The sequence below is a fragment of the Streptomyces sp. NPDC020845 genome (assembly GCF_044334165.1).
Classification (GTDB): domain Bacteria; phylum Actinomycetota; class Actinomycetes; order Streptomycetales; family Streptomycetaceae; genus Streptomyces.
In genome coordinates this window covers 502,797-515,878 of the sequence record NZ_JBIRSJ010000008.1, presented here as the reverse complement: position 1 = coordinate 515,878, position 13,082 = coordinate 502,797, and the positions used below count along the sequence as shown (strand labels likewise).

Here is a 13,082-nt window from a genome sequence, read left to right as displayed (position 1 = left end):
TTCAGACGAGGGAAATGAGTGAGTGACATGGACGGAACGCAGTGGGCTACAGCGATCGGCCTGGGATTCGGGACCGCGCTGGGCTTCGCCGGAGCCTTCGGTGGCTTCATCGCTTTCTTGATCGTGCTCGTTCTCGGCGCCGTCGGACTCCTCGCGGGCCGGGCCGTGGCCGGTGAGCACGATCTGAGCGGCCTGCTGGGCGGCCGGAGGCGGTCGTGACCACAGATCTGGTGCCGACGCCACCGGCGGCGCTCGGGCCGCCGGAGACCCGCGGGCACACTGAGATCGCCGATCGGGTGCTGGAACGGATCGCCGTGCGCGCCGTCACCGAAGTGGACCAGGCCGGCGGGGTGCCGCGGCGGCTGCTCGGGGTGCCGCTCGGGCGTGCCAAGGCCCGGCCCGACCCCCAGGCCACGGCCCACGTGGACGGGCACCTGGCCACCGTGGCGATGACGGTGTCGGTGGCATACCCGGCGCCGATCCGCCAGGTGAGCCGCTGCGTGCGGGAGCGCGTCGCTGCCCGCATCGGCGAGCTGACCGGCCTGGACGTGCGCGAAGTCGACATCGACGTCGCCCGCCTCACCCACACGGCCGCTCCCCGCACCACCGTGGACCACGAAGCGCCGCCCGCGCCCCCGCAGGCGGTCGACCGACAGCGCCGACGGGCAGCGATAAGTGCCTTCCGGCCCAGGCGGGCCCTCCCGGCCGTCCTGATCGCAGCCCTGCTGGCCGCCGTCGCGCTCCTGGCCACCATCCAGGTCGTCGCGAGCATGATCAACCGCGACGCACAGGTGCTGCCGGTGACATGGCTGACCCGGGCAGGCCGCGATCTGCGGTGGGACGATCCCGCCGTGCTCGCCGCAGCCGCCGCGATCCTCGCCGTCGGGGTACTGCTGGTCGCGCTGGCGCTGGGGCCCGGCCGTCCCCGGATGATCGCCTTGCGGTCCGAAGATCCCCACACAACGGTCGGCATCACCCGCGCCGGGCTGCGCCGCAGTCTGACCGCCGCAGTCGGCGGCATGGACGGCATTGACCGCGCACATGTACGACTGCGCCGGAGGCGGGTACACGTGAACGCCGACAGCCCGCTGCACGACGTCGGCGACCTCCCCCAGCGGGTTCGGCAGGCCGTCACCGACCGCCTCGACGAACTGTCTCCCATGAGACCACTTCACGTCCGCACCACCGTACGAGGACGAGAGGAGTGAGCCCGATGCGCCGCCCCACCGCCCGCGCCAACCGCATCGCGCTCCTCGCGGTCGGCCTCGTGCTCACCGCGGGCGGCGCCGCCGCACTCGCCCGCGGCCTCGACCTTCGCCCCGGTCTGCTCGGGGCACCCCACGCTCCACTGATCGACGAGCAGGCTCGCCGCTACGCCGCGGACCACTGGTGGTTCTGGGCCGCCGTCGCCGCGTGCTCCGTCCTGCTCGCGCTCCTCGCACTGCGGTGGCTCGCCGCCCAGGCCCACACCGACGCCATTCACCACGTCAATGCCGAGCCCGACCCTCGCCACGGCGCCACGCATCTGTCCGCCCGGGCCGCCACCGAGGCACTCGAGGAGGACCTGACCGCCAGCCCCTACGTGCGACGGGCCAAGGCCACCCTCACCGGCGCCGCCACCGTTCCACGACTGACACTGACCGTCACCCTCACCGCCGACACCGACCCAGGCGCCGCGAACCGGCACATCCACCAGGCACTGGCTCAACTCCGCCACGCCCTCGAAAGCGACCGCCTCACTGCCACCACCCGCATCCACATCGCTCCAGCCGACCACTGAGTACCAGCCCTGGCCCGCGATGCGGGCCGGTTGCCTTACGCGCGGCCACGTATCGGCTTCAGAGTTCGTCCGTCTGGGTGCGCTCGTCCGCGGAGGATCGGCTGGCCACCAGCCAGGATCACGCCGGCTCTACCGCGCGGGTGTCCATGTCCGGGGCGCGGGCTGCGACCGCGATCACGCGGGCGTCGTGGGCGTCGGTCTTGGCCTGGTCTTGGCCTCGCCGGGGTAGAGGTCGGCGATCCGCCGCACCGTCAGCCCTGGCGGATAGGCCACCTGGCAGCGTGTGTCACGGGCGACCGTGAGGGGCAGGGCGCCGATGGAGGCGGGCTGGTCGACCACCACGAGCACGGTGCCGTGGTTGGACTGGAGCTTGTCCAAGAGCTCGCGGAGCTTGGGTTCGCTGTTGGGTGGCGCGCCTCCACGGAGGGTGCGAGCAGTTCCGCATGAGCGGCTCGGCTGACGGCCGTGCGCGCACCTGTGCGGGCCAGCCACCGTTGACGCCCAGGTGAGCCAGGCCTTCCACGGACGGTTTGCGCCAGAGCCTTGCCGCCCACTGGCGTCTACCAGCGATTCGGCTGCTCCCGGCCGACCGGCTACCGCTCCGTAGGGTGGCATGTGTCGTGGCCGCGTTCACACTGTCCGGGAGGCTCGTGACGTTCGACCACTTCGGCGAGCCGACTGAGCATGCTGCGGTGGCGTAGTTGCATCAGAGCGTCCACCACCGCGTTGTGTAGCTTCCCGGCGATCCCGCGCAGCAGATGCTCGTCGCAGATCACCATGGTGTTCTCGCCCCAGGGGCGCAGTTCGAGGGCGATCCTGGCAGTGCCGAGCCATCCGCTGATGGCCTCCAGCTCCAGGACGTGCGGTGGTTCGCTGCGCCGGGCGATGGTCTCTCCGTTGCCCTTCCACGGGCCGAGTTCCACTGTATAGACGATGCGTGATCCGGTCCGGGGCCATGTTGCGTCGGTGGGATGGGTCCGCGAGGTACCGACGACCCAGTCACCGTAGCGGGTACCGTCCGCCAGCACCGCCCACACCGCTTCGGGACTGCGGCGGATCAGCTGGTGCCGTACAGCCATGTGTCAACTCCCTGCCGGGTCCGGAAAGGGGGCAGTGCACGTCCATCCCAGGGTACGGCGGGCGCCGGTGGTTGACCTCCGGATACGGAAGCGGCTGGCTGTCGGCGATCAGCGGGCTTCCGCGTTGTAGCCACATCCTTGGCACGCGCGGGCCCGGCACTCCCGCACCCTGCTCGTGCCGCAGCCGCCGGCAGCATCACCCGCAGCGGCGCCAAGCGCGTCAGATGGGGCAGAGACTCGACGGCTGCCCTCGCCCGCCATTCGGCGAAAGATACGGTGAGCCCCTGCCTGGCTGCCTGGGTTGGCGTATCGACGCAAGCTCAAGTCGCGGCAAAACACTTGGCGTTTTCCCGCGGCGGGGCACTCCCACAACGCTAGCGCCGTACCCAGCCGTAGCGCCGCAGCGTGCCCGTCCGCCAGCCGGTCAAGGCAGCGCGTCCGGTGAGTCCGAGGTCGCCCGTTCGAGTCGGCCCACATGGCGCCGCGGCGACCGGCCCCCTACCGCCTCGGTTTTGGTGTGGCCGAGGGGTCCTGCTGAGCAGCGCCTGTCATCTGCCGCTTTCGCTCTCCATCCGTGTGTGCCTTCCCCATCAACGAGCCTTCTTCCTGCTCGTAGTGCGACAGGGCGAGGCCGAGGCCGAAGAATGTGGGCGCCCACTCGCCGACGAAGATGCCCCAGCGGTCGGCACGGTCGAGTCCCGCGCCGGGTTCGGCGCGCAGGGAGGCGGCCCAGGTGAGCACGGAGAGTCCGATGGAGGCGACGGCGGCGATGTAGGCGTGCTCGCTGCGCAGGCCCATGTCGTGCAGCTTCTTGATCATGACAGTAGTTCCTTAGGGTGTTCCCCCCTCGGGGCTCACCTCCGGGTTCCCCCTCCGTGGCGAGTGACGCGGGGCGAGCGAAACGATCAGGGGCGCCCTCGAGAACGAAACGAACGAGTTCCCGGGGCGTGTGCCGGTCTGGGGGCAAGGCCGGGACGTCACGGGGATGCCGTGTTCTCAGTCGGCAACGCTTCCAGCAGGTCCCCGCTGTGGGAGCCCGCTGGCGCGCGAGCGGCGCCGGCCAGGGCTGACGTGCCCGCGGGTCGTCTTCGTCGAGGACGGGGGGAGGAGCCGGCTCATGTGGCGGCTGGGCGCAGCGATCCCCTCGGCTTCATCACCAGCCTGGCCACCACGACCTCGCCTTGGGCCGTGCCCTGCGTTGGGCGCGCTTGCGCACTCGACGCACGGTGTCATGATCTGTCGTGCAGCGGTCGCTGTTCTCCCTGCTGACGGTTACACCCCGCCACCGGAGCCGACAGCGCCGGTCAGCGAACGGGGCTTTGGCCGCGTGTTTGCACGTCATATTTTCAAGGGCCCTCGACCGCCATTGTCCGACTCATTGTCAGTCTGGTCGCGGAGTGGGTCCTTTGGAGGCATGGTGGGAAGTTCACCGTTTCGCTGTGGCACGGATCTTGGCTCCCGCGCCGAGGGCTTGCTGATAGACGTCACCGCTTCCACAGACGCGGTGCGCCACGCGAACGTCAGCTGCCGGTAGCCGGCCCAGCCAGGGCGATGAGTTCGAGACCGATCTCATGCGGCCGACATCTTCCCGGTCGCCCAGCACGATTGTGAGCGTGTGACCCAGTCATGAGGAGGCCGCGATCGTCGGCACGGTGCGGCCACTCGGAATTGCTGTGATCCCAGAGCTGTATCCGTCCTCCGATCCTGAACTCCGCTGACAGGCGCACTGCTGACCCTTCGAGAGTCGGGCGGCGCATCACGCACATAGCGACGTGGTGCCGTCCTTGACGCTTGCGGCCTGAGCGTGACGGCCTCGGATCCGGCAGCGGCGTGGTGCATCCATGGCTCCCGAGGCATGGCCACGTTACGCATTCGAGCGATATGCACCATACTTGCCTATATGGCCTGATTAACAGCCTCGCCTTTGTGGCGAGAGGAGGAGCGAGCATGGAGAACATCCAGGCTGCCCTGGTTTTCACCGGCGGTTACCTCGTCGGACGCACGCACAAGATGCGCTGGGCTATCACCCTCGCAGGACTGATGGCCGGGAGACGCCTCCTGTCCGGCGGCGATGTGGCCGATGGGGGGCAGGCGAAGCCCCCCGGGCTCGGCCGGCTCGGCCAGCAGCTTCGCAGTGAGTTGATGACTGCGGGGCGCTCGGCGGCCATATCGACAATGAGTAATCGAATGGATTCCATGAGTGACGCCCTGGGGGAGTGGGCCTTGGCGTTGCGCCCCGGCCCGAATGGCCAGGAGCCGGATGAGCCGTCGTCACAGGGGGACCGCGCACGGGGGGATGAAGCCGAATCGCAGAAGGGACCCGAGGATGAGGGGCGGTCCCGAGCCGGCATATCGAAGAAGTCAGCTGACCATCCGGCCGAGCACGAAAAGAAGACCGAGGCCGGAGGGTCCGGACGGAGCCGAGGGTGATGGGGTATGGCTGAGAAACCGGACAACCAGCACACGGGCGGGGTCGGCACCCTCGCCAAGCAGCTGCCCACCGACCGTCTGAAGCAGGAAGCGCAGAATCTCCTCACCGCACTGGGTGAGAAAGCCCTGTCATCGGTGAGCCGTATCGGCGGGGACGGCAGCTCCGGAGGCGGACTCGGTGCCGTAGTGAAACCCATGGTGAAGGCCGGGTTGGGCAAGGCCAAGGACAAGGTCATGGACAAAGCCAAGGAGGCTATACCGGGCCTCGGCGGCGGTGGTGGTGGCAAGGACAAGAAGCTGAAGGTCACCAACATCGTCGAACAGATCGACGTCGGTGCCCCCGTGTCTCTCACCTACGACCTGTGGACCCAGTTCGAGGACTTTCCCAGCTACATGAAGAAGGTCGAGGACGTCCAACAGGAGTCCGACACGGAAATGGAGTGGAAGGCCCAGGTTTTCTGGTCCCATCGCAAGTGGCGCTCCGAGATCCTCGAGCAGGTGCCGGACAAGCGGATCATCTGGCAGTCGCGGGCTGAGAAGGGCCATGTGAACGGGGCGGTGACTTTCCATGAGATAGCTCCAGATCTCACCCGGATCCTGGTGGTCCTCCAGTACTACCCCCAGGGCTTGTTCGAGCGCACCGGAAACATCTGGCGGGCCCAGGGCCGCCGCGCGCGTCTTGAACTCAAACACTTCCGTCGCCATCTCATGACCGAGGTGCTGCTTGAACCCGACGAGATCGAGGGCTGGCGGGGCACGGTGCACGAGGGTGAGGTCGTGGAGGAGGAAGAAGAGCCCGAAGGCAAGGAAGAAGAGGAAGAAGAAGAGGAAGAAGAGGAAGAAGAGGAGGAGGAAGGGGGCGAGGACGAGGAAGAAGAAGCCGAGGAAGCCGAGGAGGAAGAGGAGCCTGAGGACGTGGAGGATGAGGCCGAAGAGGAGGAGAAACCGCGGCGGCGCTCGCGCCGTTGACGGCAGCCTCCTCCTCGACAAGGACCGCAGGTACGGCATCGGGGCCCGTCGCCACCGATGAGGTGCGGCTGCTCTCCGAGAAGTGTGCGACGTGCATCTTCCGCCCGGGGCAATCCGTTGAGGACCATGATGCTGGCAGTTCTTCCACCTGCGCGGATGGACTTTTCGGCACCCGCACGTCGAGGTGCGGCAGAATCGCCTCGAACTTGGCTGCCAGCACGGCCCGTTGCCCAAAGCAGCACGATCGATCATCACGACGTGCTGACGGCAGCTGCGCGAGAGCGCCGGCTCAGACGACCGCGGCCAGATTTCGGGAAACCCGATGCACCGGCCCCTACCAGGGCGGATGAGGTTTCTGGCAAGGGCAGAGTTTCGGAGCCGGCAACCGTGACGCGAAGCTGGTCGAACGACCCGACGGGCTGGACCTCGATCGTGTCTCGCCCCATGCGCACCTCGCGTTCGGCCGGGGAGCGCACACGTGTCCGGGGCACGCCCTCGCCGCCTCGAAATGCGCATCGCTCTGGAGGTGCTGCTTGGCACGGTGCGACGCTTCGAGCCGGCGGTCCCACCGGAGCGGCTCGCCTACCAGCGTGACCTCAGCGTCAGGCATCTGCGGTCCCTGCCGCTTCGCCTGTGCCGGTCCTGAGAGACGTACCGTCTCCCATGGTGTCCCAGACGCTCAGGTACCGGTCCTTTCCAGGGCCGAGTCAGAGCCGGACGGGCTTTCGTGGTGAACCCCGGACCGGTGGCGACAGGCCGCCGCTACCGGTCCGGGGTTCACCGGGTCCAGGGATCTTCACCGCCGGGTCGGACACGCCCATAACGGAAGGGCGTGCCCGACCCGGCGAGTGTCACTCGCCGGCGACCTCGCGGCACGGTGACAGCCGGTCAGGTCCCTGGCTCACGCGGAGGCGGCCGGCCCGGCCGGTGGGTGTCGCGGTCTGTCCGCAACCCAGGACGCCAGGAGGGCCCACCGGTCTGGAAGGTCACGCCGATCCAGTTCGCCCAGCCGACCGGCTGCAGTGCCCAATAGCTGATGGCCCGGTACAGCAGCGTCCCAGCGATCGCCGGTCCGGGAGGCAGGCCGTACAGCACCAGCAATGCGGACAGGCTCGCCTCGACCACCCCGATGCTGCCGGGCGTCAGACGCAGGCTGCCGGGGATCTGCGTGAGCGCGTACGCGAGCAAGATCCCGCGCCAGGGCACGCCGATGCCCAGCGCCCACAGGCAGGCTACCAGGCAGGCAGCGTCGAAGACCCAGTTCATCAGGGCGTACGCGGCCGGTCCCAGCCACGGCCGGAAGCCGGGCTGCAGGCTCCTGGCCTGCTCCACCACGCGCGCCAGCAGCAGCTGGGCCTGCCGTACCCGCCCGGACCGCCCGCCTGCGGTGAACCAGGCCCGCCGCACCGCTGCGCGGAAGCCCGCGAAGCGGGAGAGACTGAACACCACCAGGCCGGTCACCAGCGCCAGCACCAGCGCCCCGGCAAGCGGACGCACCACGGCAGCGGCACCGGCCGCACCGACCGTGAACATCCCCAGTACGGTCAGAATCGCCAAGCCGAGCGCTGAGAGCGCCCCGGCGACCATCAGCACGGCGGCGGCCAGGACTGGTTCCACGCCCCGACGGTTCAGCTGCCGGTACACCCATGCGGTGGCGAAGGCTGCCCCGCCCGGCAGCGCGCCGGCCACCGCGTTGGCCGCCACCGTGATCGCGGTCATCCGCCGCAGACTCCACCGCACCCCGCCCGCCAGCAGCAGCCGACGGGGCACAGCGGCGAAGCACACCACCGACAGCGCCTCGCACCCCACGGCAACCGCCAGCTGCGGCACCCGCACCCGAGAGATGAGGCCGAATGCCTGCGCAAGCTCGTGCCGCCGCCAGACAGCCACCACGACCGCGGCCCCCACCAGCAGGCCAGCGCCGAGCCACCACACCGGCCCCGGCCGCATGAGACGGCCCGCCTCCCAGCCCTCCCGGTGGGCTGCCGCGGATTCTGGCCGCTCAGACACCGGTCGTCACCGCCGAGGGACAGCACCGCGTCAGGACCGCACGGCGTCGAGGAGCCGGCAGCCCACAGGCGGTGCAGGCCGCCCGGGCCGCTTGCCGGGGCTGCCCCTCGACGGTGTCGGCCCCTTCCGGAGCCCGGGGAAGGACGCTGTCCACGGCACTCCTCCAGCCAGAATCACTGTCCCCGTCAGCACATCATCAGGGCACGCCGGCACTGCGACAGGCGCGCTCCTCCCGGTGGAGGGCCTGCGCTATGTGGCGGCACCTTGACACTCTCCGATTCGAAGACCGCGTCGGCGGTCGTCCGCAGGCTCGGCGCGCTGAGCCCCGACGTCGAAGGTGTCGGGCCGTGTCGTCGTCAGGCCACGGTGATGTCGTCGTCGAGGTAGACGTCCTGGACGGCGTGGAGGACCTCGATGCCCTCGGTGGTGGGCCGCTGGAAGGCCTTCCGGCCGGTGATGAGGCCGGTGCCGCCGGCCCGCTTGTTGATCACCGCGGTCCGTACGGCCTGCGCGAGGTCGCCCTGGCCAGCTGATGCGCCGCCGCTGTTGATCAGTCCGACCCGGCCCATGTAGCAGTTGGCCACCTGCCAGCGGGTGAGGTCGATCGGGTGATCGGTGGTGAGCCTGTCGTACAGGAGCTTGTCGGTCCTGCCGAAGTCCAGCGCACGGTAGCCGCCGTTGTTCTCCGGCTGCTTCTGCTTGACGATATCGGCCTCGATGGTCGCTCCGAGGTGGTTGGCCTGACCGGTGAGATCGGCCGACACCGAGTAGTCCAAGCCGTCCTTCTTGAAGGCCGAGTTGCGCAGGTAGCACCACAGTACGGTGAACATGCCCAGTTCGTGGGCGTGTGCGAAGGCGTCGCTGACTTCCTGCAACTGACGGTCCGACTGTTCCGAGCCGAAGTAGACCGTGGCGCCGACCCCGACCGCCCCCAGGTCGAAGCACTGCTCGACGTTCCCGAACATGATCTGGTCGTACCGGTTCGGGTAGGTCAGCAGCTCGTTGTGGTTGAGCTTCACGATGAAGGGGATCTTGTGCGCGTAGCGTCGTGACACGGATCCGAGTACACCGAGCGTGCTGGCGACCGCGTTGCAGCCACCCTCGGTGGCGAGCTCGATGATGTTCCTGGGGTCGAGGTAGCGGGGGTTCGCGGCGAACGCCGACGCTGCGGAGTGCTCGATGCCCTGGTCAACCGGAAGGATGGACACGTACCCCGTTCCGGCCAGACGGCCGTGGTCGAAGAGGGACTGCAGGTTGCGCAGCACTCGGGGTGATCGGTCGGTCCCGGCCACGGTCCGGTCGACGAAGTCATGACCTGGTAGTACCAGGTCTTCCTTGGGAATCCGCCGGGTGGTGTAGGCCAGCAGTTCATCGGCCTCGTCACCCAGCAAGCCTTGGATATCGGTCATCGTCCCGCCTCTCCGCTCACTCGAAATGCCGGGGGCTTACGGCCAGGCTCCCGCAGCCATCTGGCTCATGCCAGTCCGTACGGGTCGTTCCGGAAGCTCTGTCCCCGCGGCCCGAGCGCTCGGCCTCGGCCTGGCGGGACGCGGCCCGTTGCATGGTCTGGCGGCCGGGAGCTCGATGTCCTTCAACTCCACCAGCAGCACATACACGCCCACTGCTGCGTGAGGCGGTCGAGGATGTCCTTGATCCGGGTGTTGAGTGTCCCGGTGTCGGTGAGGACCTGGTCGAGCCGCTCCTCTGACAGCAGGGCGTCGCGCAGGTGGCGCCAGCGCAGTTCTATGGCCGCGTCGGGATCCTCGATGGCACTGTCGCGAGACGTGTCCAGATACACCGACGCGAAGGGACCGGGCTGCTTGTACAGGGGCTCGAGAAACGAAAGTCTCATGGTCACTCCCGAGTACGCCGTCTACGCCCCGGACGAGAACGACCGCGTTCCCACGCTGACGGCGGCGGAGCACGCGTACCGGTATGTGCCCGGCGTGGTGGCGACCTGCGCCGGTGGAACGGCCGCCGCGATGGCGGCGTGAGACACGCCGGACCAGGACCGTCAGGATCCGGTGATTTCGACGTGCTGGGGCTTGGCGGCCTGCGCCTTGGGCACCGTGACGGTCAGCACGCCGTCGCTGAGGGTTGCACCGACTTCGCCGGCCTTGACGTCGGTGGGAAGGAGGGCGTGGTACTGCGGCGTGCGCCGCCTGCCTGTCCTTGACGAACGGCAGGTCGTTGGGGTCCTGACCGTCGACGACATGCTTATGGACGTCTTCCGCCGGATGGCCGATCTACTCGGCGGTCCCATCGCCTGGAGCGTGCTGGAAGAGCCTCCCGGTCCACCGGGGCACGAGGCCGGCCCAGGCATCCTGTAGGCGCCTCTTGCCGGCACTGGGGCGGCGGCCAGGGATTCGGTGGCGCCCGAGCCCGAACCACCACCCCCGGTGTCTGGACGTGGGGGAGGTGTTGCCGCTCCGTCGGTACCGCGTGTCACGGACGACGTCGGCTCGCCCGGTGGCCGCACGTTGTGCCATGGAGGGAGGGGCGGTACGTTCTCGACGCCGGCCGTCACCGTCTGCGGCTGTGCCGACCGGGCGCGGCCCCGGTGGGGCTGACGGACCGTAGGCCGCCACGTCTGCCCTTTCCGCGGTAGCCAGTATGTACGTCCACCGCGCCGTCGGCATCAGCCGAACAGGCGACGCACCCGCAGGGTGTCGACGCGTCGCCGCCCGGTCCTGGGCGGCAACAGCCATCCGCTCGGGGCATGCCGCCCGCTCCCGCGCCCCCTACTGCTTTCCGCCCCAGCTGCGACGGCATCGTGCTCCACCCGGTGCAACGGGAGTCTCGCACCGCACGCGGACTCCTCAGCCCTCTTCCCGGCTCGGGGGTGGTCGGTCACCGCTCCTCCAGGCTCGGGTGCCCGGGCGGGGTACCGCGTGCCGGACGGGGCTCGATCACGCATCCGGGACCGGGATAGATCTCCGTCTCGTGGCCGTCGTCGTAGCGCACCCGGTAGGGCGGTTCCCCGTTCCGGCCGAGTACTTCCACAACGGTGGCATGGTGTTCCGGGGTTCCCACGGTTCTGCCGGTGAACCGCAACACGTCGCCTACCTGCGCTTGCATCCTTGTCCACTCCTGGCTGCTTCCCTGCCTGCTTCTGACGTTGCTCGGCGCTCCGACGAGTACCTTGCACAGATCCACCGTGGCTCACTTCCCGGCGGATCGCATCGGCGCCGGCCTGCCTTCCGCCCGTGTGATGCCTCCTCGGGTTCGTCCTTCGGTAGTGGCTCGTCCACCTGCTTGGCGTCCATGTCCGCCGTTGCCGTGACCGGTCCGGTTGCGCCTGAGAACCGACTGACGGTCGTCCCCGGCACGACCCACCTGTTCGAGGAGTCCGGTGCTCTGGAGAAGGTCACCGATCTGGTCCAAGTTGCGCGCGATGACTGCCCGGTCTCGAATGTTGCTCGTGCCGGCCCTGCACGCGGCACATCGCCGGAAGGGGCGAAGGCTGCGCTGCGCCGTGCTGCTGTTCCCCGTTGTCGGGCAACATCGTCCCATCTACTGCGTCGGAGGACGTCATGACCACGCTTCCCAGCAACGGAAAGACCTCCATCGTCGTCGGAACCGACGGCTCCCTCTCTGCTGACGCGGCACTGCGCTGGGCGGCGCGGGAGGCCCGTGTCCACAATGCCCCTCTGGAGGTCATCCATGCGTGGGAGGGAGTGGTGGGCCAGGTCGTTCCGCCCGACGCGGAGTTCGAACGCCACGCGAAGGCCGTTCTCGATGCCGCCGTGGACCGCCTGCCCGCCCGGGAACGCCCGCCTGGCACGAACACCAGGCTCGTCAAAGGCCATGCCGCCGCTGCCCTGATCAAGGCATCCGAGGGGGCGGCCATGGTCGTCGTGGGTTCTCACGGACACGGCGGCTTTGTCGGCACGCTGCTCGGCTCGGTCAGCCAGCGCGTCGCCACCCACGCCCACTGCCCGGTCGTCATCGTCCGTACCGCCGACTGACCCAGCCCGCTCAGCGAGTAGGCGGCACGGACGGCTGGGGGCTGAATCCTGGGATCGGCATGAGGGGGAAAGCCGGGGGGCGTAGCTCGTGAACCGTTCGTTGCGGCTGACGTTGTTGCGTATGGGAGCGATGAACTCGCCCCGGTTCGCTCCCGCCGGTCTGCTGCTGCGGTACGCCGGGCACCGTGCGGCCTTCGACGGCGGGCCCGGGGCCGAGCCGCCGCCCGGTCGGCTCGACGCCTGGCTGGTCACCGACGAGCAGTCGGAGCTGCGGTCCCGGTTGCGTAAGCTCGCGGCCGCGCACGGTGTCCGGGCGCGGGCCGGGGACCTGGAGCTCGGCGCTGTGCGGGTGCGGTGCCGTCCGGTGGCGCACACCTCGCATCCCGCCTACGGCTACCGTATCGAGGCCCAGGGGCTGGTGGTGTGGGCGCCGGAGTTCTGGGAGTTCCCGGAGTGGGCCGCGGGGGCCGACCTGATGTTCGCAGAGGCCGCGGGGTGGAACCGGCCGCTGGTCCACGCGCATATCGGGCGGCCCGCCCTGCGTGCGATCGAGGCCGGGGCGAAGCCGGAGGCGGGGGAGTGGGGTGTCGAGGGCCGCACCTACTCCTTGCGGGTACCGGTGGGCAAAGATCAGTGGTGACGGAACGACGAGGCCGGACCGGCGGCACGCGACGGTGAATAACCGGGAACGCCGACGGCCCGCGCGGGCGGATGATCCCGATGATCCAGCTGCTGGTTCGGGTGCCCGTCCCGCGGCACGGGACCGGCGGTGCCCTCGGGCCGCGCCGGGGGATGATCGTGCATGCCGCGCCGCGGCACGCGGGCCGTCCCCCTGCCGGCCGGCCG

Annotated in this window: 16 protein-coding genes and 1 pseudogene; 9 read left to right on the top strand and 8 right to left on the bottom strand. The window is 69.3% G+C overall.

The features are described 5' to 3' along the window. Nucleotides 1-27 precede the first annotated feature (27 nt). The 3 genes from ACH4U7_RS23420 to ACH4U7_RS23410 are packed head-to-tail and all read left to right on the top strand — an operon-like array spanning nucleotide 28 to nucleotide 1,780. A complete protein-coding gene (locus ACH4U7_RS23420; protein WP_398529782.1) occupies nucleotides 28-219 on the top strand; it encodes a hypothetical protein in 192 nt (63 codons plus the stop codon). Continuing rightward, nucleotides 216-1,208 carry a DUF6286 domain-containing protein gene (locus tag ACH4U7_RS23415; RefSeq protein ID WP_398529781.1) on the top strand — a complete coding sequence of 331 codons (993 nt, stop codon included), beginning with the start codon at nucleotides 216-218 and terminating at the stop codon, nucleotides 1,206-1,208. The genes ACH4U7_RS23420 and ACH4U7_RS23415 overlap by 4 nt, the downstream gene beginning before the upstream one ends. 5 nt (nucleotides 1,209-1,213) lie before the next feature. After that, nucleotides 1,214-1,780, top strand: a complete 567-nt coding sequence (locus tag ACH4U7_RS23410) for a hypothetical protein (RefSeq protein WP_398529780.1) — start codon at nucleotides 1,214-1,216, stop codon at nucleotides 1,778-1,780. A 127-nt stretch (nucleotides 1,781-1,907) separates the two neighbouring features. Here the strand turns inward: ACH4U7_RS23410 and ACH4U7_RS23405 are convergent. From ACH4U7_RS23405 to ACH4U7_RS23395, 3 genes and pseudogenes are all read right to left on the bottom strand, one after another. After that, nucleotides 1,908-2,272 (bottom strand): annotated as a pseudogene (locus ACH4U7_RS23405) (transposase); the annotation flags it as partial. A gap of 101 nt (nucleotides 2,273-2,373) precedes the next feature. Further along, entirely contained in the window at nucleotides 2,374-2,859 is a 486-nt protein-coding gene (locus tag ACH4U7_RS23400) for an SRPBCC family protein (RefSeq protein ID WP_398529779.1), read from the bottom strand. A gap of 498 nt (nucleotides 2,860-3,357) precedes the next feature. After that, on the bottom strand, nucleotides 3,358-3,678 hold the full coding sequence (locus tag ACH4U7_RS23395; RefSeq protein ID WP_398529778.1) for a hypothetical protein: 321 nt from the start codon (nucleotides 3,676-3,678) through the stop codon (nucleotides 3,358-3,360). Nucleotides 3,679-4,806: 1,128 nt separating this feature from the next. Between ACH4U7_RS23395 and ACH4U7_RS23390 the strand changes: the two genes are divergently transcribed. The 3 genes from ACH4U7_RS23390 to ACH4U7_RS23380 all read left to right on the top strand — a co-directional run bounded on the left by ACH4U7_RS23390 (nucleotide 4,807) and on the right by ACH4U7_RS23380 (nucleotide 6,904). Continuing rightward, nucleotides 4,807-5,289, top strand: coding sequence for a hypothetical protein (locus ACH4U7_RS23390; protein WP_398529777.1), 483 nt, complete (start codon nucleotides 4,807-4,809; stop codon nucleotides 5,287-5,289). 6 nt (nucleotides 5,290-5,295) lie between these two features. Then, entirely contained in the window at nucleotides 5,296-6,258 is a 963-nt protein-coding gene (locus tag ACH4U7_RS23385; RefSeq protein ID WP_398529776.1) for an SRPBCC family protein, read from the top strand. Between the two features lie 478 nt (nucleotides 6,259-6,736). After that, nucleotides 6,737-6,904, top strand: a complete 168-nt coding sequence (locus ACH4U7_RS23380; protein WP_398529775.1) for a hypothetical protein — start codon at nucleotides 6,737-6,739, stop codon at nucleotides 6,902-6,904. 242 nt (nucleotides 6,905-7,146) lie between these two features. On the opposite strand, the gene ACH4U7_RS23375 is transcribed toward ACH4U7_RS23380, so the two are convergent. The 3 genes from ACH4U7_RS23375 to ACH4U7_RS23365 form a co-directional block, all read right to left on the bottom strand. Beyond that, on the bottom strand, nucleotides 7,147-8,268 hold the full coding sequence (locus ACH4U7_RS23375; RefSeq protein ID WP_398529774.1) for a YbhN family protein: 1,122 nt from the start codon (nucleotides 8,266-8,268) through the stop codon (nucleotides 7,147-7,149). A gap of 356 nt (nucleotides 8,269-8,624) precedes the next feature. After that, nucleotides 8,625-9,677: a class I fructose-bisphosphate aldolase gene (locus ACH4U7_RS23370; protein ID WP_398529773.1), complete on the bottom strand. Its 1,053-nt coding sequence runs from the start codon at nucleotides 9,675-9,677 to the stop codon at nucleotides 8,625-8,627. A 182-nt stretch (nucleotides 9,678-9,859) separates the two neighbouring features. Then, nucleotides 9,860-10,120 carry a hypothetical protein gene (locus ACH4U7_RS23365; RefSeq protein WP_398529772.1) on the bottom strand — a complete coding sequence of 87 codons (261 nt, stop codon included), beginning with the start codon at nucleotides 10,118-10,120 and terminating at the stop codon, nucleotides 9,860-9,862. On the opposite strand from ACH4U7_RS23365, the gene ACH4U7_RS23360 reads away from it, so the two are divergent. After that, on the top strand, nucleotides 10,119-10,262 hold the full coding sequence (locus tag ACH4U7_RS23360) for a hypothetical protein (RefSeq protein WP_398529771.1): 144 nt from the start codon (nucleotides 10,119-10,121) through the stop codon (nucleotides 10,260-10,262). The two genes, ACH4U7_RS23365 and ACH4U7_RS23360, sit on opposite strands and share 2 nt — an antisense overlap. Nucleotides 10,263-10,282: 20 nt before the next feature. Here the strand turns inward: ACH4U7_RS23360 and ACH4U7_RS23355 are convergent, their stop codons facing one another. After that, nucleotides 10,283-10,483 (bottom strand): Hsp20/alpha crystallin family protein, encoded by a 201-nt coding sequence (locus ACH4U7_RS23355; protein WP_398529770.1) that lies wholly within the window; start codon nucleotides 10,481-10,483, stop codon nucleotides 10,283-10,285. 635 nt (nucleotides 10,484-11,118) lie between these two features. Then, nucleotides 11,119-11,346, bottom strand: coding sequence for a DUF1918 domain-containing protein (locus tag ACH4U7_RS23350; RefSeq protein WP_398529769.1), 228 nt, complete (start codon nucleotides 11,344-11,346; stop codon nucleotides 11,119-11,121). Nucleotides 11,347-11,801: 455 nt separating this feature from the next. On the opposite strand from ACH4U7_RS23350, the gene ACH4U7_RS23345 reads away from it, so the two are divergent. Both ACH4U7_RS23345 and ACH4U7_RS23340 read left to right on the top strand, forming a co-directional pair. After that, the gene (locus tag ACH4U7_RS23345; RefSeq protein ID WP_398529768.1) at nucleotides 11,802-12,236 is read left to right on the top strand and encodes a universal stress protein; all 435 of its coding nucleotides are present in this window, start codon (nucleotides 11,802-11,804) and stop codon (nucleotides 12,234-12,236) included. A 121-nt stretch (nucleotides 12,237-12,357) separates the two neighbouring features. Next, entirely contained in the window at nucleotides 12,358-12,876 is a 519-nt protein-coding gene (locus tag ACH4U7_RS23340) for a hypothetical protein (RefSeq protein WP_398529767.1), read from the top strand. The last annotated feature ends 206 nt before the right edge of the window (nucleotides 12,877-13,082 follow it).

Coding starts and splice junctions, on each gene's coding strand:
- ACH4U7_RS23340 (WP_398529767.1), top strand. CDS start 12,358: ATGGGAGCGATGAACTCGCCCCGGTTCGCTCCCGCCGGTCTGCTGCTG.
- ACH4U7_RS23355 (WP_398529770.1), bottom strand. CDS start 10,483: ATGTCGTCGACGGTCAGGACCCCAACGACCTGCCGTTCGTCAAGGACA.
- ACH4U7_RS23370 (WP_398529773.1), bottom strand. CDS start 9,677: ATGACCGATATCCAAGGCTTGCTGGGTGACGAGGCCGATGAACTGCTG.
- ACH4U7_RS23395 (WP_398529778.1), bottom strand. CDS start 3,678: ATGATCAAGAAGCTGCACGACATGGGCCTGCGCAGCGAGCACGCCTAC.
- ACH4U7_RS23410 (WP_398529780.1), top strand. CDS start 1,214: ATGCGCCGCCCCACCGCCCGCGCCAACCGCATCGCGCTCCTCGCGGTC.
- ACH4U7_RS23350 (WP_398529769.1), bottom strand. CDS start 11,346: ATGCAAGCGCAGGTAGGCGACGTGTTGCGGTTCACCGGCAGAACCGTG.
- ACH4U7_RS23420 (WP_398529782.1), top strand. CDS start 28: ATGGACGGAACGCAGTGGGCTACAGCGATCGGCCTGGGATTCGGGACC.
- ACH4U7_RS23365 (WP_398529772.1), bottom strand. CDS start 10,120: ATGAGACTTTCGTTTCTCGAGCCCCTGTACAAGCAGCCCGGTCCCTTC.
- ACH4U7_RS23345 (WP_398529768.1), top strand. CDS start 11,802: ATGACCACGCTTCCCAGCAACGGAAAGACCTCCATCGTCGTCGGAACC.
- ACH4U7_RS23400 (WP_398529779.1), bottom strand. CDS start 2,859: ATGGCTGTACGGCACCAGCTGATCCGCCGCAGTCCCGAAGCGGTGTGG.
- ACH4U7_RS23360 (WP_398529771.1), top strand. CDS start 10,119: ATGGTCACTCCCGAGTACGCCGTCTACGCCCCGGACGAGAACGACCGC.
- ACH4U7_RS23390 (WP_398529777.1), top strand. CDS start 4,807: ATGGAGAACATCCAGGCTGCCCTGGTTTTCACCGGCGGTTACCTCGTC.
- ACH4U7_RS23385 (WP_398529776.1), top strand. CDS start 5,296: ATGGCTGAGAAACCGGACAACCAGCACACGGGCGGGGTCGGCACCCTC.